Below are 19,224 nucleotides of genomic sequence, written 5' to 3'. Positions count from 1 at the left end.
GCCTGACTCCGGCGGCAGCGGCGGATAGACCCAGGTCACCAACACCACCGAGATGATCATCAGCAGGAACCAGGCGGCCAGCTTGGCCGGCGACACCGGATGCCAACCGGCGACCTGATCGGGATAGGACCAGGCGCCGGCCCAGGTGGCGATGTTCTCGGCGAACCAGATGAACAGCGCGACCAGCCCGAAGGCCAGCACCAGCGGCATCCGCAACTGCCGGTCGAACACCCGGAAGTGCATCGTCGTCGGCCCGAAGATGATCAGCACGGCGGCGATCAGGATCCACCGCAGGTCGACGATGTAGTGGTGGCTGAAGAAGTTGCCGTAGCAGGCCGTCGCGACCAGAGCCGACAGCCACAGCGGCGGATAGCGGGTGAAGCGCAGCTCGAAGAGCCGATACACCCGGACCATGTAGGAGCCGACCGCGGCGTACATGAAGCCGCTGTACAACGGGACCCCGGCCAGATGCAGATAGCCGCCGTCGGGGTAGCTCCAGGACCCGACCGCGGTCTTGAACAGCTCCATCCCGGTGCCGACAACGTGGAAGATCATCACCACCCGCAGCTCACGCCAGGTCTCCAGCTTGAAGATGATCATGCAGGCCTGGATGGCGACCGCTACGATGTGATCGCATCGTTGCGGGTCAGCAGCGCCGGCTCCGGATAGCCGAGCCTGGCGACCAGCAGCAGCGCGAGCATCGCGGCACCGAAGACGCAGGCCCAAGCCTGCTTGGCGACGAAGACCCCGAAGCGTACGGCGAACCGGGCCGGTCCACGATCCGCCGTGCGCGCGATCAGGGTCCGGGCGACCGCCTCGATCCGCTGCTCGACCGAGGTCAGCACACGGTTCGGCTGCGCGGCGCGCAAATGCCGTACGGGCCTGGTCACCGGCTCACTGTAAGCCGGGACCAGACCCGTACGTCGTGCCTGAGACAGACTCTCAGCGGACTGTCAGAGGGTCTTCGCCTTGGCGTCCCAGTCGTCCGGCAGCAGCTCCGGACGGTCGAAGGTGCTGTCCAGCTTGACGTTGTCACCGGAGGTCGCGGCCTCGGCCACCGACTCCATGATGTCCAGCACGTGGTAGGCCTGAGCGCCGGTCGCGCGGTGCGGCCGGTCCTCCCGGATCGCCCGTGCCATGTCCAGTGCGCCGGTGCCCCGCGAGGAGGTCTCCTCGGTGGTGGCGACGGTCTTCCAGTCCTCGTCGGTCCGTCCGATGATCTTGATCTCGCCGGCGAACGTGTTCGGATCCGGCACCGCGATGGTGCCCTCCGAGCCGTTCACCTCGAACAGGATCCGGCGAGCCGCCGAGTCGAAGGACAGGATCGTCTGCGACGACTGGCCGGAGGCGAACCGGGCGCTGGCGCTGACGTGGGTCGGCACCGTGACGTCGAACTTCTCCCCCGCCTTCGGACCCGATCCGATGATCCGCTGCTCCCGGGACTTCGACCCGACCGCGGCGACCTGCTCGACGGCGCCGAACAGCTGCACCAGTGCGGTGAAGTAGTACGGGCCGATGTCGAACAGCGGTCCCGCGCCTTCCTGGAAGAGGAAGGCCGGATTGGGATGCCAGGACTCCGGCCCCGGGCTCTGCATCAGCGTCAACGCGGTCAGCGGTTCGCCGATGTCACCCCGCTCGATGATCTTGCGGGTCTCCTGCAGGCCGGTGCCGAGGAAGGTGTCCGGGGCACAGCCGACCCGCAGGCCGGCCTTGTCGGCGGCATCCAGCAATCCCTTGGCAGCAACGCGATCCAGCGACAGCGGCTTCTCGTTGAAGACGTGCTTGCCGGCCTCGATGGCCTGCAACGCCACCTCGGCGTGCACCGCGGGAATGGTCAGATTGACCACCATCTCGACACCGTCGTGGCCGAGCACGGCCTCCGGCCCGCCATGGGCCTCGATGCCGAACTCGGAGGCCTTGGCGTCGGCCGCCTCGGTGATGATGTCACCGATCGCCAGCACCTCGACGTCGGGGAAGGAGGTCAGATTCTCCAAGTAGGTCTGGGAGATCGTGCCGGCGCCGATGATGCCGACGCCGATGGGTCCGGACTTCGCTGCCATGATCAGGCCGCCTTTCCGGTCAGGTAGCCGAAGCTGTCGGCAACGGCGACGAACCGGTCACCGGCGCTGTCGTCGAGCTCGACGACGCCGTACTTCATGTTCGGGGCGGCGTTGATGAAGTCCCACACCGGCAGTGATCCGTCGCCGACGGCGACCTGCTTCTTGACATCCTTGGAGCCGTCGCCGTCCTTGATGTGCAGCGCCTGGACGCGGTCGCCGAGCTTGCCGAGCAGCGCCGGCACGTCGGCGCCGCCGCCTGCTGCCCAGTAGGTGTCGACCTCGAGGATCACCTCGGGGGCGAGGTTGTCGGCCAGGATCTCCAGCCCGTGCTTGCCGTCGATGACCGACTCCAGTTCGAAGGCGTGGTTGTGGTAGCCGACGGTCAGGCCGAGGGCTGCGGCCTTCTCGGCGGCGGCGTTCAGCGACTTCGCAATCGCGACGATGTCGTCGGCACTCTGCCAGCGGGCCGGATCGGTGTGCGGATCGATCACGGTGCTGATGCCGAGCTCCTTGGCGGCGGCGAGCACGTCGTCGACGTCGGCATCGACCAGGCTGCTGTGGGTGGTCGGTGCGCTCAACCCGTACGTGGACAGACCGGCGGACAGGCCGTCGAAGAACTTCTGGAAACCGAACGGTTCGACCAGTTTGTAGCCGATCTCGGCGATCCTGGCCAGGGTGCCGTCGACATCCTCGGTGAGCGCCTCGCGAACGGTGTAGAGCTGGACCGACAGCTTGTCGGTGCCTAGTGTCGGCATCAAATCTCCTCAGACTGCATTGGGTGCGGCAAACGTGCACGGGCACCCGGCAGCGGTGCCCGGCCTCACATTACCTAACCGGTTCAGTTGGTGACCACGGGTTGGTCACTTGCGCTTCTCGGGGGCCGGATCCGGGCGGCCACACGCCACGGTGCGCGATCCACCCGGCACGACCCCCGCTGTGACATGATCATGTGATCGAATGAGTGTGATCGGATCCCGTGATCGGCCCAGACCGACGCGTCACAGATCAGGGAGGCACCCATGAACGACCCAGCAGCGCAGCCGGGCAAACCGACCATCGTCGTCGGCGTGACACCGGGGCAGCCCGACATCGTGATCAGACACGCAGCCAAGCTGGCCTGCAAGATCGGCGGCCGGCTGGTCTGCGCCTTCGTCGACACCGGCCAGCTGAGCATGTTCGAGGGCGCCGACGGCACCCTGATGTCGATGCCGCTGGACCCCGACATCGTCGACGAACCGACGCCCTTCCCCGACGAGTTGCACGACCAGCTGCAGGAGATCTGCGACAACAAACAGGTGCCGGTCGAATTCCGCCGGCCGATGGGCGAACCGGCGATCGCGCTCGCCGAGCTCGCCGAGACCGAGCAGGCCTACATGATCATGGTCGGCACCCGCCGGCCCGGTTTTCGGGCCAGCCTGGCCGAGTTCTTCAGCGGCTCGGTCGCAGCCCATCTGACCCACCGCCAGCCCCGTCCGGTGGTGGTGATCCCGTTGACACCGAGCGAGGCCGGAGAATTGCCCTGGGATGAAGGCGATTGATCAGGGCAGGTAGTAGGTGGGGTTCGGCAGCTTGATGCTGCGGTCGGCGTGACCGCCGATCAGATCGGAGTACTGGTCGCCGAAGTTGGCCACGATGTCGTAGTCACCGCCGGCCGGATCCTCGACGTGGGCCCGGGTCTGCGACTTGTATTCGATGGTGCTGCACTTGGCCTCGGCGCAACTGATGTAGTCGGGCTGTTGGCTGTCGCCCTCTCCGGTCCACTTGGTGTAGTAGTTCGACGCCGTGAAGCCCTCGTACCCGACACTGGTCAGGTTGCCGATCGTCGCCGACTTCTGGTCGTCATTGCGGCCGGTCAGTCCGACGATGGTGCAGCCGGCCGCGTCGGCGGCGTCGACGAAGGAGGTCATCGCCGGGGTCGCCGGGAACTTCTCGGCCTGCACCCATTCGTCCTGCAGAGCCGGGTCGTAGACGAAGTCCATCGCACCGGCCTCCATGTCGTAGGTCCACAGCGTGGTGTCGTCGGCGTCCAGCACGATCGCGGGGTTACCGCCGTGCCGAGCCTCCCGCCGGCAGCTGTTGATCACCGGGTGACCGCGCTGATCGATGATCTTGGTCAGCTCGGTGATGTAGGCAGAATTCTCCTTGTCGGAGATGCCGTTGCCGGTGTCGCCGTAGTAGCTGCGGATCGTGGACTTCACCGAATCGATGTTCGGGATTCCTTCCCCGTCCGGCCGGTTGCCGCTGGAACCGTCCGGCCGCATCGTGAAGTGGGTCCGCGGCGCCAGCCAGGGCTGGTGCACGCCCGGCAGATTCGGTGACGGCAGGTAGTAGGTGGGGTTGGGCAGCTTGACCGTGCGATCGGCATAGCCACCCTGCAGGTCGGACCATTGATCACCGAAGTTGGCCACGATGTCGTAGCCGGCCGCCTCGATGTGCCGGCGGGTCAACGCCTTGTACTCCACCGTGCTGCACTTGGCTTCGGCGCAGCTGATGTAGTCCGGCTGCTGGCTGTCGCCCTCGCCGGTCCACTTGGTGTAGAAACGGTCCTCGGTGAAGGCGGTGTAGCCGACCTTGCGCAGGTTGGCCACGGTCGCTGCCTTCTGATCATCGTTGCGGCCGGTCAGCCCGAAGATCTGATAGCCCATCGCCGCGGCGGAGTTGACCAGGTCGACCATTCCGGGAGTCGCGGCGAACCGCTGCGCCTGCACCCACTCGTCCTGCAGCTCCGGATCGAACACGAAGTCCATCGCCGCGGCTTCCATGTCGTAGGTCCACAACGTGGTGTCGTCGGCGTCGAAGACCAGGGCCGGTCGGTCACCGTGCCGGACGGCGTGGCGGTATTCGCGAGCGAGCTTGCGCTGCTGGCTGCCGACCAACCGGTCCAGTTCGGTGATGTACGGCGAGGACGTCTTGTTCGCGATCCCGTCACCGGTGTCGCCGTAGTAGCTGCGGATCGTGGACTTCACCGAATCGATGTTCGGGATCCCCTCCCCGTCCGCGCGCAGCCCGCTGGAGCCGTCGGCCCGCATCACGAAATGGGTGCGCGGCGCGAGCCGGGCCCCGACTCCTTGTTCCTCCGGCTGTCCGTGCTGCGGCGCGGCGGTCGCGGAGACGGGCACCAGCAGCAGCCCGGCGACAAGCAATCCTGCGGCCGCAGCCATGCGAGAACGAAGGATCGAACCCCGATTGGTCATCATTCGCGGGAACTTAGCAGAATTATCCGTTGTCGGGCAGGGCCTCTTCGGCGCGCAGGTCGCGGGCCAGCAGGGTCGCCCCGGCGGTCGCGGCAGGGAAGACCAGCACCGAGACGAACGGGATCGCCAACAGCAGGAAACACGGGACGGCGAACCCCAGGGTGTGCCATCGGCGGCGGGCCATCGCCACCCGTCGGTCGGACAGTCGGAGCAGGCCGCGGCGTTCGAACGCCGGCCCGAGCAACTCGATACAGAGCAGCCAGGCGCCGAACAGGGCTGACAGCACCGGCGCCAGCACCTGGCCGAGCAGGGGCACCAGACCGAGCAGCGCGAACGCGATCGCACCGATCAGCGAGATCACCACCAGGGCCAGCGTCTGACGGATGGCCCGTCCGACGGCGGCCGGCAGTCGCTCCTCCGGCGGCGCCTGCGGCGGGTCGCCGAGCTCATGATCGACCAACTCGGCGATCTTGTCGTAGGCCGGCGAACCGACAGCCAACGTGACCGCGCTGAACACCAGCACCATGATCAGGATCGAACCGCCGACCAGGGCGATGCCGATCGCGACCTCCATGGTCACGTGCAGCCAGCCCGGCCATCCGGCGGCGAACGCCGCGATCGCCGGCAGCAGGTCGCCGAGGTTGCCGATCAGAGTGATCAACAACGCCAGGAAGATGATCGAGGTGATCAGCGGCGGCAGTCCGCCGAGCAGCATGATCCGACGCTTGCCGAGCACCAGGCCCAGCCCGCGACCGAGCAGAGCCGCACCGCTCAGTGCCTCGGTGATCATGGTCGGATCAGTCGGACGAGCCGGAGGCCGACGCCGAGCGGACCTTCTCACCCTTGGCCTCGGCCGCCTGCCGAAGCCGATCCTGGAAATCGATCATGGCCTGGGTCAGCGAGGCATCGCCGGCCGCCAGGATCCGGGCCGCGAGCAGGCCCGCGTTGCGGGCGTTGCCGATCGATACGGTGGCGACCGGCACGCCGGCCGGCATCTGCACGATCGACAGCAGCGAGTCCATCCCGTCCAGGTATTTCAGCGGCACCGGGACGCCGATCACCGGCAGCGGGGTGAGCGCGGCCAGCATCCCCGGCAGATGCGCCGCACCCCCGGCGCCGGCGATGATCACCTCGAGGCCGCGGGTGTGGGCGGTGCGTCCGTAGTCGACCATCGCCTCCGGCATCCGGTGTGCCGAGACCACGTCGGCGGCGTAGCAGATCCCGAACTCCTCCAGGGCGACACCGGCCTCGGCCATCACGGGCCAGTCCGAATCCGACCCCATCACGATCCCGACCCGTGCCGGTGCCTGGTTCATCGCTGGACTCCCATCAGATAGTCGGCGGCGTGCCGGGCCCGCTTGGCCACGGTCTCGCGGTCGTCGCCGAAGGTTGTCACGTGGCCGACCTTGCGGCCGGGCTTGACCTCCTTGCCGTACAGCTGGACCCGGAGCTTGGGGTCACGGGCGAAGCAGTGCAGCAGTGCCGCGGTCAGATCGGTGACGCTGCCGCCGAGCACGTTGGCCATCACCGTCCACGGCGCCCGGCCGCTCGGATCGCCGAGCGGCAGGTCGAGCACCGCCCGCAGGTGATTCTCGAACTGCGAGGTGTGCGCGCCGTCGATGGTCCAGTGCCCGGTGTTGTGCGGCCGCATCGCCAGCTCGTTGACCACGACGCTGCCGTCCTGGCGCTGCATCAGCTCCACCGCCAGCAGCCCGGTCACCTCGAGCTCGTGGGCGATCCGCAACGCCAACTGCTGACAGTCGACCGCCTGATCCCGGGTCAGTCCCGGAGCAGGTGTGGTGGTCTCGGTGCAGACGCCGTCGGTCTGCACCGTCTCACTGATCGGGTACGCGACCGCCTGGCCGCTCGGCGAGCGGACCACCAGGGCGCTGAGCTCGCGGCGGAAGTCGACGAACTCCTCGGCCAGGATCCCGATCCCTGCCGGCAATCCTTCGAACGGTTCACCGGCCGCGGCGGCGGAGTCGATCTTGAAGACACCCTTGCCGTCATAACCGCCACGGGTGGTCTTGGCGATCACCGGCCAGCCGTGCTCGTCGCCGAAGCCGATCAGCTCCTGCACCGAGCCGACCGGCCGGTTGGCCGGACACGGGATGTCCAGCTCGGCCAGCCGGGCCCGCATCACCGCCTTGTCCTGGGCGTGCACCAGCGCGGCCGGGCCCGGGCGGACGGCGACACCGGCCGCCTCGAGTTCGATCAGGATCCCGGTCGGGACGTGCTCATGATCAAAGGTGACCACATCGCAGCCGGTGGCAAAATCCCGTACGGTCTGCGGGTCGGTGTAGTCGCCGACAGTGACGTCGGCGACGACCTGCGCCGCCGACACGTCGGGTCCCTCGGCCAGCAGCTTGATGTCGATCCCGAGCCCGATCGATGCCGCATGCATCATCCGAGCCAACTGCCCACCGCCGATGATGCCCACCACGTATGTCACGGTCCACGATCGTAGGCGACACCCGACGCCGAGCTGAATCCGGCGGCATATCAACCCGGTCGCCTGAGGAGGGCGTTGTCCTAAGCTGTCGCCATGCCAGCGTCGAATCCCACGATGCGCGATGTCGCTGCCCGTGCCGGAGTCGGCGTCGGAACCGTCTCGCGGGTGGTCAACAAGAGTGCGAGCGTCAGCCCGGAGACCCGAGCGCGGGTCGAGCAGGCGATCGCCGAGACCGGATTCCACCGCAACGAGGTGGCCCGGATGCTGCGCCCGGGCCAGTCGTCGTCGACGATCGGGTTGATCATCGACGACCTGGAGAACCCGTTCACCTCGGCAGTCGCCGCCGGCGCGGTCCAGGTCGCCAAGAGTCGCGACCACGTGCTGTTGATCGGCAGCACGCAACGCGATCAGGACACCGAACGCGAGCTGGCCCGGGAGTTCGTCCGCCGGCAGGTGGACGGCTTGTTGATCGTCTCCAGCGACCGGTCCCCGATCGATGAGACCACCGGCATCTCCTCGGTCCCGGTGGTCTATCTGGATCGGGCACCGGCCGGCGGCCGCTACGACCGGGTGTTGCTGGACAACCACAGCGGCGTCAAGGCCGCTCTCACCAGGATGCTCGATGCCGGTCATCGGCGGATCGCCTACATCGGCGGCTCTCCGCGGGCGATGACCGGTGCAACGCGGCTGCAGTCCTACAAGAAGCTGCTCTCCCAGCGCGGGGTGACCCCGGACCCGTCGCTGATCTCGATGCACAACTACTCCACCGACGCCGCCCGCGAGGCGACGATCGCACTGCTCCGTGCCGACGACCCGCCGACGGCGATCTTCAGCGACAACAACCGGATGACGCTGGGCGCCATCCAGGCAGTCACCACGCTCGGTGTCGAGGTCGATCTGGCCGGTTTCGACGATCTGGAGCTGGCCGATCTGTTGCCGTTCGAGGTCGACCTGATCGTCTACTCGCCCAGCGATCTCGGTCGCCGTGGCGCCGAACAGCTCTTCCGCCGGATCGACGGTGATCATGGCCCGGTCCGGACGCTGCGGGTGCCGACCCGGCTGGACCGCCGCGGCCGCCGCTTCGTCGGGCTGCTGCCGACCTGAGCAAGATCATCGACGAGGCAACCCGCCGCTCATGATCAAACACCGGGCATGATCAAACAGCGGGCATGATCAGGAGCGTGCCGGACCGAACGGCCCGTCGACGGTGAAGACCCGATCGGCGAACCGCTCACCGATCACTCGGTGGGCAGCCGGGCCGGGATGCAGCCCGTCGACCAGCGGCAGCTGGTCGGCGTCGGCGGCGCCGTACAGGTTGCTGCCGTCCAGATAGTGCAGCTGCGGATCGTCGTCGCGACGTTCCACCAACGAGGCGAGTTCGCGACGGATCACCTCCAGCGTCAGCGCCCCGCGTTGCACCTCCTCGGGGTGCCCGGTGGCGATGAAGCGGACCTGATCGGTGCCCAGCGTCGACACGTCGACCGCACCCGGACCGGGCACCTGCTCGTGGATCCCGCTGAAGATCGGCGAGATGAGCAGCAGCGGCGTCTGCGGATGGCCGTCCCTGATGGTGTCCAGGAAGCCGTGCACCGCCGGTACGAACGCCCGCAGCCGCATCGCATCGGCGTTGACCACGTTGATGCCGAGCTTGACGCTGATCAGATCGGCGTCGGTGTCCCGGATCACCCGTGCCATGAACGGGTCGACCTGCGCGCTGCCACCGAAGCCGAGATTGCGCAACTCGACGCCACCGCGCTGTGCGGCGATGACCGGCCAGATCTCGGTCGGTGCCGCCGCATTCGAGCCGTGGCTGATCGAGCTGCCGTGGTGCACCCACAGCCGCCTTCGCGCCCGCGCGGCGCGCAGCGGCAGGTCCGCGGTCAGGTCGACCACCTCCACCGACTCGTTGTGCGGCAACCAGATCTCGACCCGGTGCTCGCCCGTCGGCAGCCCGGTGACGGCGGTCCGATGCGGCGGCCCCGGCAGGAAGTTGGAGTCTCCGGACACGAAGTCGACCTCGACGACGTCGCCGCCGTCCAGGGTGTCTCGGCAGAAGAGCTGTCCGTCGACGAGCACATCCACCGCACCGCGTGGCCGGTCCGCGCCGCGAAAGGCGATCCGGGACGGATGCAGGGTGAGCTCGATCGTCTTGGCCTCGGTGACCATCTCCAGCCGGACGCCGGAGGTCTGGGTCTCCATCGACAGCAACTGCCCGTCCGGATACTGCCGCCGGACCCAACCGGGGAGCCGATGGATCCGCAGGCCCCGCTCGGTCTCTTCCAGCTCCGCCGCGCCGCGGATCAGCTCGGTGGTGTTCCCCGTCGTGATCATGGTCACTCCCCTGCTCCGTTTCGCCCCTGCTCCGTACCGCGGTGATGCTCCGTACCGCGGTCATGCTCGTCGTCCGGCCGCGTCGACCACTGCCGCAGGACGGCGTCCAGAGCATTGAGCGTGTGCTGCCACGACTCGTCGCTGCCCGGACTCCGGTGGCCGAAGCTGCCGGCCCGCTCCAGGGTGATGTAGCCGTTGATCGTTGCCGCCAGCATCCGGGTGGCATGCACCAGATCGTTGCCCTGCAAGGGATATCCGCGAAGCATCGCCAGTGTCAGGGACGCCACTCGAGCCGCCGCCGGTGAGCCCGCGACCTCGGGTGTGGCCGGCAGTTGCAGCGCATGCCAGCGCCCGGGGAAGTCGGCGGCGTAGCTGCGGTGGGCCTCGGCCAGGCCGATCAGCGCATCCCGACCGGCTCGGCCGGCGACGGCCGCGGCGATCCGGTCGGCGAGTTCGTCCAGCGCGAGTTCATGGATGCCGTCCAGCACCGCAGCACGATCCTTGACGTGGCCGTACAGACTCGCCGGCTGGACCCCGAGGTCGCGGGCGATCGAGGACACGGTGACGCCGTCGAAGCCGTCCCGATCCGCGATGTCCGCGGCCGCGGCGATGATCCCGCGCGACGTCAGATTCATACGAGCCATAGGCATAGCCTACGACCATTAGGCTTTGGCAGCCAAATCGTAGGCAATGAACCGTCAGGAGGGATAGTCGCCGGCCCGGAGATCGTCGAGCAGGCTCGGATGCTTCGGCTGCCAACCGAACAGTTCCCGGGTCTTCGCACTGGAGGACGGCTGATCCATGGCGAAGATGCTGCCCAGGAATCCGAAACTCTCGGTCGACACCGGCTCGACAGGCAACGCGAGCTCGTGCCCGATCGCCGTGGCGATGGAGAGCATGCTGTCGCCCTCATCGGCGACCGCATGGGCGACCGTGCCCGGCTCGGCCTTCTCCAGCACCAACCGGAACAGTGTTGCGGCGTCGAGACAGTGGACGGCGGGCCACCGCTGACTGCCGTCGCCGACGTAGCCGGACACCCCGCTCTGCCGGGCCGCGGCGATCAACATCGACGCGAACCCGTAGCGCTGCCCGGCCTGATGTACCGAACGCGGCAGACCGACGGTCGCCGACCGCACGCCCTTGGCCGCCAGCTCCAGGACCGTCCGGGCATTGCGGCCGCGACCACCCATCGGCCCGTCGGTAGGCATCCGATCGTCCTCGGTCGAGACCCGCCCGGGGGTCGCCGGTGATCCGGAGGCGATGACCAGGGCCTTGCCGGTGTCCTCCATGGCCGCGGCATAGGTATCGATCGCCGCGGTCTCCGCGGCGATCGACCGTTCGACGTTGCTGAAGTCGTTGTCGAAGGCGAGGTGGATGACGCCGTCGGTCTCGGCGACCCCGGCCCGCAGGCTCGCCGGGTCGGCGAGGTCGCCACGCAGCGGCGTTGCACCGCGCTCGGTGATGATCTTGGCCGAGGCGTCGGATCGAGCAAGGCCGAGCACCTCGTGGCCGTGGGCGACGAGCTCGGGAACGACCGCCGATCCGATTCCTCCGCTGGCGCCGGTGACGAACACACGCATGGGAAAACTCCTCAGTGATAAGACTCTTGTCCCATCACTGTACACGGTGATGGGACCATGGTCCCATCAACTAGTCTGGGGGAATGCCTCGATGGGATCCCGACGCTCGCGAGCGGCTGGTCGCAGCCGCCCTCCAGTTGTTCACCGACCAGGGCTACGACAACACCACGGTGGCCGAGATCGCCGAGCAGGCCGGCCTGACCAAGAGCACCTTCTTCCGTCACTTCACTGACAAACGGGAGGTGCTCTCGGCCGGACAGGAAGTGCTGTCCCGGCTGTTCGCCGAGGGAATCGCAGCCGCACCACCGGAGGCGACGCCGCTGTCCGCCATCGCCGCAGGGTTGGACCGAGCGGCCGGCGCGATGACCGACTTCAACCGCGAGCTCGGCCCCCGGTTGCATGCGGTGATCGCGACCAGCGCCGAACTCCAGGAACGAGCCGCCCTGAAGCAGGTCGGCATGGCGGCCGCGATGGCCGATGCCCTGCGGGCCCGCGATGTACCGCCGCTCACCGCAACCCTGGCCGCCGAGGTCGGGGCGCTCGCCTTCAAGGAGGCGTACTCCAATTGGGTCGCCGACGACAACACCGAGGACCTCGGAAGTCTGGCCCGGACGGCGCTGGATGATCTGCGTGCCTCGGTCGACAACCTGGACTGACCGTCGGCCCGGCGATCTCAGATTTGACCCGGCTCGAAATTCGTCGCCAGGCGGCGTGCGCCGTGCGACGCTCCCGCCATGCCCGTTCCCACGACCGACTCGGTCCGGCCGACACCCCTGCTGTTGCTGAGCGGGCTCTGGCACGGTTCCTGGTGCTGGAGTGAGGTCCTGCCCTACCTCGCAGCGACCGGACGCATCGTCGTCCCCGTCGACCTGGCCGGCCATGGACTGTATGCCCGACGACCGGCCAGCTACGGCCACGGCCGGCACGATCCGGTCGCCGTCGACACCGCGATCACCCCCGGACCTCGGGTCAGCATGGACGACGCCGCGGATCTGCTGCTTTCCCAGATCGAGCAGATCGGCGGCGGCTCGCCGGTGTCGGTGCTGGCCCACAGCACCGCCGGTCTGGTGCTCACCCGGGTCGCCGAACAGGCACCGGAGTCGATCGCGCACGCGATCTACCTCACCGCGTTCATGCCGGCATCGGGCGTGGAACCCGCGTTCTACAACGAGATCGGCGAGGCAGCCGGTAACGAACTCCGCCCGCTGTACCGCGGCGATCCGACACAGACCGGCGCCCTGCGGCTCGATCTCGGGACCGATGATCAGCGCTATCTGGCGGCAGTGCGGCACGCCCTGTATCACGACGTGGACCGCTCCCTGGCCGATGCCGCGATCGCCCTGCTGTCCCCGGACTCGCCCGTCGGTATCACCCTCGGCGGCACCACGCTGACCGCCGCCGGCTGGGGATCGGTACCGCGCAGCTACATCGTCTGCACCGAGGACCGGGCGCTGATGCCGGCGGTCCAGCAGCGTTTCATCGCCGAGGCGGACGCGGCGTTTCCGGACAATCCGACCACCGTCGACTGTCTGGAGTCCTCGCACTCCCCCTTCCTGTCGATGCCACGCGAGTTGGCCCGGATCATCGCCGACAAGGTTTGAAGCCAGACTCCTAATGGTTTGAAGCCAGACCATTGACAACCGGTTCATGAGCTGGCCAGACTGACCGGGTATGAGCGATGATCATGGATCGAGCGATGAGGCTCTGCTCGCAGAACTCGGCTACAAACAGGAGTTGCACCGGCGGATGTCCGGCTTCTCCAACTTCGCGGTGTCGTTCTCGATCATCTCGATCCTGGCCGGCTGCATCACCAGCTACAAGATCGCGCTCACCTCGGGCGGACCGTCGACCCTGGTGCTCGGCTGGCTGATCGTCGGAGTGATGGTGCTGGCGGTCTCGGCGGCGATGGCCGAGGTCTGCTCCCGCTACCCGACCGCCGGTGGTCTCTACTTCTGGGCCGGTCGGCTGGCCCGGACCAACAAGCGCCAGTGGGCCTGGTTCGTCGGCTGGTTCAACTTCCTCGGCGAGATCGCCGTCACGGCGGCGATCGACTACGGCTGCGCCTCGACCTGGATGGCGTTCGCCAACCTGACCTTCGGCTTCGAGCCGACACCGCTCAGCACCTTCATCACGTTCGTGGTGATCATCGTCATCCATGCCCTGCTGAACGCTTTCGGTGTCAACCTGGTCAGCCTGCTGTCCAGTGTCTCGGCCTGGTGGCATCTGGCCGGTGTCGCCGTCATCGTGGTGATCTTGTGGGCGCTGCCCGATCATCATCAGTCGGTTGGCTGGACCCTGACCGGCTGGCACAACGAGACCGGCTGGACCCTGGGCCCGTACGTGTTCCTGATGGGTCTGTTGATGGCGCAGTACACCTACACCGGCTATGACGCCTCCGCACACGTCGCCGAGGAGACCAGGAACGCATCCCGTTCGGCGCCTCGCGGGATCGTCACCTCGGTGCTGGTGTCGGTGATCGGCGGCTTCATCCTGCTGTTCTCCATCACCGCGGCGATCCCGGACCGCTCCGAGGCCGGCTTGACCGCTCTGGCGGCCAGTGACACCGGTCTGCCACCGGCCCAGATCTTCCTTGATTCGTTGGGTTCCCCGGCGGTAGCGAAGTTCTGTCTGTTCATCGTCTGTGTCGCCCAGTTCTTCTGCGGGATGGCGTCGGTGACGGCCAACTCGCGGATGTCCTACGCCTTCTCCCGCGACAATGCGCTGCCCGGCTCGCGGATCTGGTCGAAGGTGAACCCGCGGACCGGTACACCGACCAACTCGATCTGGCTGTGCGTCACCTGCTCGGTGATCCTGGCGGTCCCGGCGCTGTTCAACACCACCGCGTACCTGGCGGTCACCTCGATCGCGGTGATCGGCCTCTACATCGCCTACGTGGTACCGGTGTTGCTCCGCCGGCTCAACAAGGAGTTCACTCCCGGGCCGTGGAACCTCGGCCGCTTCTCACCACTGATCGGCTGGATCGCCGTGGTCTGGGTGGTGATCATCTGCATCCTGTTCGTGCTGCCACCGGCATCACCGGTGACCATCAGCACGTTCAACTACGCCCCGATCGCGGTCGCGGTGGTGGTGATCTTCTCGATCGTCACCTGGTTCGTCGGCGGACGGAGCAACTTCATGCGCGGCTCGGCCGAGGAGGAACACCTGACCAAGGGGGCCGGCGAGGTCCTCGATGAGTGACGCCTCCCGAGCTGAAGGGCCGGCCGACCATCGGCTGGCCGCCGACATCCTCGGAGCCGGTCGCGGCCGGCACGCCTTCGAGGACTGCGTCGAGCGGCTCGCCACCGCGATCCGGCTCGGCGTGTTCGCCGAAGGCAGCACGCTGCCGTCGGAACGGGAACTGAGCAGCCGGATGGGGGTTTCCCGGACGACGCTGCGGGAGGCGATCGCAGCGCTCCGCGAGGCCGGCATGGTCCGCACCGTCCGCGGACGGGGCGGCGGCACCATCGTCAGCCAACGCCCGACGACGCCGGCCCGCGGACCACGGAAGAAGATCACCGAGCAACGGGACCGTTTGATGGACTCGCTGGTGTTCCGACGGGTCGTCGAGCCCGGCGCAGCCCAACTGGCGGCCGAGCGGGGACTCGGTGAGGAGGAACGCCGGCTGTTGCGGTCCTCACTGGCCGGTGTCGGTGAGGCCGAGAAGCCGGCGGAGTATCGGCAGGCCGACTCCCGGCTCCATCTGGCGATCGCGACGACCACCGGATCGGCGCAACTGATCGAAGCCGTCACCCGAGCACAGGCCGACCTGCACACCCTGCTGACCGCGATCCCGATGCTGCCGGCCAACATCGACCATTCCGACGCTCAACACGACACCATCGTGGACGCCATTCTCCGCGGCCGGGCGACAACGGCCCGGCGCACGATGGAGCAACACTGCGACGACACGGCCGCCCTGCTCCGCGGGCTGCTGAGCTGATCATGAATCATGATCAACGGGAGGGCAATCTGATGAGAAACCAGCTCGGCCTACGGACCGACCGACACCTGAGTGTCGCCGGTCTGCAGACCATGATCGACAGCGGTGACATCGACACCGTGGTCGTCTGCTTCACCGACATGCAGGGGCGGCTGCAGGGCAAGCGGATGCACGCCAATTACTTCGTCGACCACGTGCTCGCCGACGGCACCGAGGGCTGCAACTACCTGCTCGCCGTCGACGTCGAGATGAACACCGTCGACGGTTACGCCATCTCCTCCTGGCAGCGCGGCTACGGCGACATGGTGTTCGTGCTGGACACCGAGACGCTACGACTGTTGCCACATCAGAGCGGGGCGGCGATGGTGCAGTGCGACCTGACCTGGCTGGACCGGACACCGGTCGCAGAGTCGCCACGGACGATCCTGCGTCGACAGCTCGATCGGGTGGCGTCCCGGGGACTGCGTGCCGTCGCCGGCACCGAACTGGAGTTCATGGTGTTCGACACCGGCTACACCGAAGCTCTCGAGTCCGACTATCGCGGACTGGTGCCGGCGGTGCCGTACAACGCCGACTACTCGATCCTGGCCGGCAGCAGGATCGAGCCGCTGCTGCGTGAGATCCGCAACGCGATGTACGGCGCCGGGATGAATGTCGAATCGGCCAAGGGCGAATGCAATCTCGGCCAACAGGAGATCGGCTTCCGCTACGCCGACGCACTGACCACGGCCGACAATCACGTCGTCTACAAGAACGCCGCCAAGGAGATCGCGGCGGCGCAGGGTCGATCCATCACGTTCATGGCCAAGTACGACGAACGGGAGGGCAACTCCTGCCATATCCACCTGTCGCTGCGGGGCCAGGACGACAGCATCGCCTTCTGGGATGACGGCCGGACCCCGCTGTACGACGCCTTCATCGCCGGGGTGCTGGCGACGATGGCCGACTTCACCCTGCTCTACGCGCCGAACATCAACTCCTACAAGCGATTCGCCGACGGCTCCTTCGCACCGACCAAGATCGCCTGGGGCGAGGACAATCGGACCTGCGCGGTCCGGCTGGTCGGCCACGGATCCTCGGCCCGGTTGGAGAACCGGGTCCCCGGAGGTGACGTCAACCCGTATCTGGCGCTGGCCGCGATGATCGGTGGCGGGCTGTACGGAGTGGAACACGACCTGCCGCTACCCGAACCGATCGCCGGCAACGCCTACACCGCCGAGGTGCCCGAGGTGCCGCAGACCCTGGCCTCAGCACGGGAGGCGTTCGCCGGCTCTGCGGTCGCCCGCGAGGTGTTCGGCGACGCCGTCGTCGACCACTACACCCACATGGCCGACACCGAGCTGACCGCGTTCAACGCCAGCGTCACCGATTGGGAGCGCCGCCGTTGCTTCGAGAGAATGTGACCGATCCAGACCGACACGGGAGGTGGAAGAACTCATGACCGGGTATGCGGTGATCGATCCGAGCACCGAACAGCAGATCGCGACCGTCGAGCTCGCATCGGTCGAGCAGACCGATGCCGCGGTCGCCGCGGCGGTGCGGGCCTTCCCGGGTTGGCGTGATGTCGCCCCCGGTGAGCGTGCCCGGCTGCTGCGTCGGTTCGCCCAGCTGGTCGATGATCATCTGGACGAGCTGGCCGACCTGGAGGTCAGCAATGCCGGCCATCCGATCGGCAACGCACGATGGGAGGCCGGCAACGTCCGCGACGTGCTGAACTACTACTCCGCCGCCCCGGAACGCCTGTTCGGCAAGCAGATCCCGGTCCCCGGAGGCGTCGACATCACCTTCCGCGAGCCGCTCGGCGTGGTTGGCGTGATCGTGCCCTGGAACTTCCCGATGCCGATTGCCGGCTGGGGATTCGCGCCGGCCCTGGCGGCCGGCAACTGTGTCGTGCTGAAGCCGGCCGAGAGCACCCCGTTGACCGCGCTGCGGTTGGCCGAGCTCGCCCGCGAGGCCGGCATCGGCGAGGGAGTGTTCACCGTGCTTCCGGGCGCCGGGCCGGTCGTCGGCCGGCGGCTGGTCGAGCATCCCGACATCGCCAAGATCAACTTCACCGGATCGACCCGGGTCGGGAAGACGATCTTGGCCGGCTGCGCCGACCAGGTGAAGCGCTGCACCTTGGAGCTCGGCGGCAAGAGCGCCAACGTGATCTTCGCCGACGCCGACCTCGAACGAGCTGCGGCGTCGGCTCCGGATGCCGTTTTCGACAACTCCGGGCAGGACTGCTGTGCCCGGTCCAGGATCCTGGTGCAGGCCTCGGTGTTCGACCGCTTCCTGGAACTGCTCGAGCCCGCGGTCCGAGCCGTCCGGGTCGGTGACCCGCGGGATCCGGCGACCGCGATGGGGCCACTGATCTCGGCCGAGCATCGGGACCGGGTGCGGGGCTATCTCGACGATGCCGACATCGCCTACACCGGCAGCGCACCGGACGGCCCGGGCTACTGGATGCCGCCGACGGTGATCACCACCACCAGCACCGCCGATCGGCGGTGGCGGGAGGAGATCTTCGGTCCCGTGGTGTCGGTGCTGCCGTTCACCGACGAGGCCGACGCGATCCGGTTGGCCAACGATTCCGACTACGGCCTGGCCGGTTCGATCTTCACCTCCGACCTCGGCCGCGGGCTCCGGGTCTCCCGGGCGATCCGGGCCGGCAACCTCAGCGTCAACTCGCATTCCGCGGTGCGCTACTGGACGCCGTTCGGCGGCTACAAGCAGTCCGGGCTGGGTCGCGAACTCGGCCCGGACGCCGCGGATGCCTACACCGAAGAGAAGAACGTCTTCATCGCCGACAGCTGACAACGGTCCCCGAGCTTGTCGAAGGGCCAGGGAAACGGGAACGGGAAACGGTCCGGCGACAGGCTCAGGACCCTTTGGGAGATAGGAATTTCATGACTGGACGGGTGGACGGCAAGGTCGCGGTGATCACCGGCGGCTGCTCCGGGATCGGGCTGGCGACCGTGCGACGGTTGGCCGACGAAGGGGCCCGAGTGGTGATCGGGGACCTCGACGATGCCAACGGCGAACAGATCGCCGACTCGATCGACGGGGCGTTCGTGCACACCGACGTCACCGACGCCGACCAGGTGACCAACCTGTTCCGGACCGCACAGCAGCAGTACGGCTCGGTGGACATCGCGTTCAACAACGCCGGCATCTCACCGCCGGAGGACGATTCGATCCTGGACACCGACCTGGACACCTGGCATCAGGTGCAGCAGGTCAACCTGACCAGCGTGTACCTGTGCAGCAAGGCCGCGCTGGCGATCATGACCGAGCAACAACGCGGGTCGATCATCAACACCGCGTCCTTCGTCGCGGTGATGGGTGCGGCCACCTCGCAGATCTCCTACTCCGCTTCCAAGGGTGGCGTGCTGGCGATGACCCGCGAGCTGGGTGTGCAGTTCGCCCGGTCCGGGATCCGGGTCAATGCGCTGTGCCCCGGTCCGGTGAACACTCCGCTGCTGCAGGAACTCTTCGCCGATGATCCGGAACGGGCTGCCCGCCGGATGGTGCATGTTCCGATGGGACGGTTCGCCGAACCGGAGGAGATCGCCAACGCGGTGCTGTTCCTGGCCAGCGACGACGCCAGTTTCATCACCGCCAGCACGTTCCTGGTCGACGGCGGCATCTCCGCCGCCTACGTCACCCCGCTCTGACCTCGAGGAGT

18 protein-coding genes and 1 pseudogene are annotated in these 19,224 nt (G+C 67.6%); 9 read left to right on the top strand and 10 right to left on the bottom strand.

All coding sequences use genetic code 11. The features are described 5' to 3' along the window. Positions 1 to 105 precede the first annotated feature (105 nt). The 3 genes and pseudogenes from BLU38_RS31825 to BLU38_RS19995 all read right to left on the bottom strand — a co-directional run. A pseudogene (locus tag BLU38_RS31825) lies at positions 106 to 701 on the bottom strand (DUF817 domain-containing protein); the annotation flags it as partial. Positions 702 to 953: 252 nt separating this feature from the next. Continuing rightward, on the bottom strand, positions 954 to 2,060 hold the full coding sequence (locus BLU38_RS20000) for a Gfo/Idh/MocA family protein (RefSeq protein WP_091527197.1): 1,107 nt from the start codon (positions 2,058 to 2,060) through the stop codon (positions 954 to 956). A gap of 2 nt (positions 2,061 to 2,062) precedes the next feature. After that, on the bottom strand, positions 2,063 to 2,815 hold the full coding sequence (locus tag BLU38_RS19995; RefSeq protein WP_091527196.1) for a sugar phosphate isomerase/epimerase family protein: 753 nt from the start codon (positions 2,813 to 2,815) through the stop codon (positions 2,063 to 2,065). A gap of 264 nt (positions 2,816 to 3,079) precedes the next feature. Between BLU38_RS19995 and BLU38_RS19985 the strand changes: the two genes are divergently transcribed. Next, complete coding sequence (locus BLU38_RS19985; protein WP_091527194.1) at positions 3,080 to 3,598, top strand: universal stress protein; 519 nt, start codon at positions 3,080 to 3,082, stop codon at positions 3,596 to 3,598. On the opposite strand, the gene BLU38_RS19980 is transcribed toward BLU38_RS19985, so the two are convergent. Genes BLU38_RS19980 through BLU38_RS19965 form a run of 4 tightly spaced genes read right to left on the bottom strand, consistent with a single transcriptional unit; the run spans position 3,599 to position 7,706 of the window. Beyond that, positions 3,599 to 5,221 (bottom strand): HAD family acid phosphatase, encoded by a 1,623-nt coding sequence (locus BLU38_RS19980; protein ID WP_197679788.1) that lies wholly within the window; start codon positions 5,219 to 5,221, stop codon positions 3,599 to 3,601. It abuts the gene before it with no gap. 55 nt (positions 5,222 to 5,276) lie between these two features. After that, positions 5,277 to 6,044, bottom strand: coding sequence for an EI24 domain-containing protein (locus BLU38_RS19975; RefSeq protein WP_091527192.1), 768 nt, complete (start codon positions 6,042 to 6,044; stop codon positions 5,277 to 5,279). Between the two features lie 7 nt (positions 6,045 to 6,051). Then, positions 6,052 to 6,570 (bottom strand): 5-(carboxyamino)imidazole ribonucleotide mutase, encoded by a 519-nt coding sequence (gene purE, locus BLU38_RS19970; protein WP_091527191.1) that lies wholly within the window; start codon positions 6,568 to 6,570, stop codon positions 6,052 to 6,054. Then, positions 6,567 to 7,706 (bottom strand): 5-(carboxyamino)imidazole ribonucleotide synthase, encoded by a 1,140-nt coding sequence (locus BLU38_RS19965; protein ID WP_091527190.1) that lies wholly within the window; start codon positions 7,704 to 7,706, stop codon positions 6,567 to 6,569. Before BLU38_RS19965 ends, purE begins: the two co-directional genes overlap by 4 nt. A 93-nt stretch (positions 7,707 to 7,799) precedes the next feature. Between BLU38_RS19965 and BLU38_RS19960 the strand changes: the two genes are divergently transcribed. Then, complete coding sequence (locus BLU38_RS19960; RefSeq protein WP_091527189.1) at positions 7,800 to 8,810, top strand: LacI family DNA-binding transcriptional regulator; 1,011 nt, start codon at positions 7,800 to 7,802, stop codon at positions 8,808 to 8,810. A gap of 69 nt (positions 8,811 to 8,879) precedes the next feature. Here the strand turns inward: BLU38_RS19960 and BLU38_RS19955 are convergent, their stop codons facing one another. The 3 genes from BLU38_RS19955 to BLU38_RS19945 are packed head-to-tail and all read right to left on the bottom strand — an operon-like array spanning position 8,880 to position 11,617. After that, entirely contained in the window at positions 8,880 to 10,037 is a 1,158-nt protein-coding gene (locus BLU38_RS19955) for a GDSL-type esterase/lipase family protein (protein WP_091527188.1), read from the bottom strand. 2 nt (positions 10,038 to 10,039) lie between these two features. Further along, complete coding sequence (locus tag BLU38_RS19950; protein ID WP_091527187.1) at positions 10,040 to 10,681, bottom strand: TetR-like C-terminal domain-containing protein; 642 nt, start codon at positions 10,679 to 10,681, stop codon at positions 10,040 to 10,042. A 54-nt stretch (positions 10,682 to 10,735) separates the two neighbouring features. After that, positions 10,736 to 11,617, bottom strand: a complete 882-nt coding sequence (locus tag BLU38_RS19945; RefSeq protein ID WP_091527186.1) for an SDR family oxidoreductase — start codon at positions 11,615 to 11,617, stop codon at positions 10,736 to 10,738. 83 nt (positions 11,618 to 11,700) lie between these two features. Here BLU38_RS19945 and BLU38_RS19940 point away from each other — a divergent pair, with 83 nt between their 5' ends. The 7 genes from BLU38_RS19940 (at position 11,701) to BLU38_RS19910 (ending at position 19,213) form a co-directional block, all read left to right on the top strand. Then, on the top strand, positions 11,701 to 12,273 hold the full coding sequence (locus BLU38_RS19940; RefSeq protein ID WP_091527185.1) for a TetR/AcrR family transcriptional regulator: 573 nt from the start codon (positions 11,701 to 11,703) through the stop codon (positions 12,271 to 12,273). A 78-nt stretch (positions 12,274 to 12,351) separates the two neighbouring features. Further along, entirely contained in the window at positions 12,352 to 13,218 is an 867-nt protein-coding gene (locus BLU38_RS19935) for an alpha/beta fold hydrolase (protein ID WP_091527184.1), read from the top strand. Between the two features lie 70 nt (positions 13,219 to 13,288). Next, positions 13,289 to 14,815, top strand: coding sequence for an amino acid permease (locus tag BLU38_RS19930; RefSeq protein ID WP_091527183.1), 1,527 nt, complete (start codon positions 13,289 to 13,291; stop codon positions 14,813 to 14,815). Continuing rightward, positions 14,808 to 15,557 (top strand): FadR/GntR family transcriptional regulator, encoded by a 750-nt coding sequence (locus BLU38_RS19925; RefSeq protein WP_091527182.1) that lies wholly within the window; start codon positions 14,808 to 14,810, stop codon positions 15,555 to 15,557. Before BLU38_RS19930 ends, BLU38_RS19925 begins: the two co-directional genes overlap by 8 nt. Positions 15,558 to 15,559: 2 nt before the next feature. Then, positions 15,560 to 16,960, top strand: coding sequence for a glutamine synthetase family protein (locus BLU38_RS19920; RefSeq protein ID WP_269458126.1), 1,401 nt, complete (start codon positions 15,560 to 15,562; stop codon positions 16,958 to 16,960). A gap of 34 nt (positions 16,961 to 16,994) precedes the next feature. Beyond that, a complete protein-coding gene (locus tag BLU38_RS19915) occupies positions 16,995 to 18,353 on the top strand; it encodes an aldehyde dehydrogenase family protein (protein WP_091527181.1) in 1,359 nt (452 codons plus the stop codon). 92 nt (positions 18,354 to 18,445) lie between these two features. Continuing rightward, the gene (locus BLU38_RS19910) at positions 18,446 to 19,213 is read left to right on the top strand and encodes a 3-oxoacyl-ACP reductase (protein ID WP_091527180.1); all 768 of its coding nucleotides are present in this window, start codon (positions 18,446 to 18,448) and stop codon (positions 19,211 to 19,213) included. Positions 19,214 to 19,224: the final 11 nt, after the last annotated feature.

Origin of the sequence: Microlunatus soli (assembly GCF_900105385.1) — a bacterium.
GTDB classification, from domain to species: Bacteria; Actinomycetota; Actinomycetes; order Propionibacteriales; family Propionibacteriaceae; genus Microlunatus; species Microlunatus soli.
This window is presented reverse-complemented; position numbering and strand designations above follow the sequence as displayed.

Bases quoted from the DNA above. Each gene is read 5' to 3' on its own strand.
- BLU38_RS19930 (WP_091527183.1), top strand. From the start codon at position 13,289: ATGAGCGATGATCATGGATCGAGCGATGAGGCTCTGCTCGCAGAACTC.
- BLU38_RS19940 (WP_091527185.1), top strand. From the start codon at position 11,701: ATGCCTCGATGGGATCCCGACGCTCGCGAGCGGCTGGTCGCAGCCGCC.
- BLU38_RS19910 (WP_091527180.1), top strand. From the start codon at position 18,446: ATGACTGGACGGGTGGACGGCAAGGTCGCGGTGATCACCGGCGGCTGC.
- BLU38_RS19945 (WP_091527186.1), bottom strand. From the start codon at position 11,617: ATGCGTGTGTTCGTCACCGGCGCCAGCGGAGGAATCGGATCGGCGGTC.
- BLU38_RS19915 (WP_091527181.1), top strand. From the start codon at position 16,995: ATGACCGGGTATGCGGTGATCGATCCGAGCACCGAACAGCAGATCGCG.
- BLU38_RS19935 (WP_091527184.1), top strand. From the start codon at position 12,352: ATGCCCGTTCCCACGACCGACTCGGTCCGGCCGACACCCCTGCTGTTG.
- BLU38_RS19925 (WP_091527182.1), top strand. From the start codon at position 14,808: ATGAGTGACGCCTCCCGAGCTGAAGGGCCGGCCGACCATCGGCTGGCC.
- BLU38_RS19975 (WP_091527192.1), bottom strand. From the start codon at position 6,044: ATGATCACCGAGGCACTGAGCGGTGCGGCTCTGCTCGGTCGCGGGCTG.
- BLU38_RS19920 (WP_269458126.1), top strand. From the start codon at position 15,560: ATGAATCATGATCAACGGGAGGGCAATCTGATGAGAAACCAGCTCGGC.
- BLU38_RS19950 (WP_091527187.1), bottom strand. From the start codon at position 10,681: ATGGCTCGTATGAATCTGACGTCGCGCGGGATCATCGCCGCGGCCGCG.
- BLU38_RS19985 (WP_091527194.1), top strand. From the start codon at position 3,080: ATGAACGACCCAGCAGCGCAGCCGGGCAAACCGACCATCGTCGTCGGC.
- BLU38_RS19955 (WP_091527188.1), bottom strand. From the start codon at position 10,037: ATGATCACGACGGGGAACACCACCGAGCTGATCCGCGGCGCGGCGGAG.
- BLU38_RS20000 (WP_091527197.1), bottom strand. From the start codon at position 2,060: ATGGCAGCGAAGTCCGGACCCATCGGCGTCGGCATCATCGGCGCCGGC.
- purE (WP_091527191.1), bottom strand. From the start codon at position 6,570: ATGAACCAGGCACCGGCACGGGTCGGGATCGTGATGGGGTCGGATTCG.
- BLU38_RS19995 (WP_091527196.1), bottom strand. From the start codon at position 2,815: ATGCCGACACTAGGCACCGACAAGCTGTCGGTCCAGCTCTACACCGTT.
- BLU38_RS19960 (WP_091527189.1), top strand. From the start codon at position 7,800: ATGCCAGCGTCGAATCCCACGATGCGCGATGTCGCTGCCCGTGCCGGA.
- BLU38_RS19980 (WP_197679788.1), bottom strand. From the start codon at position 5,221: ATGGCTGCGGCCGCAGGATTGCTTGTCGCCGGGCTGCTGCTGGTGCCC.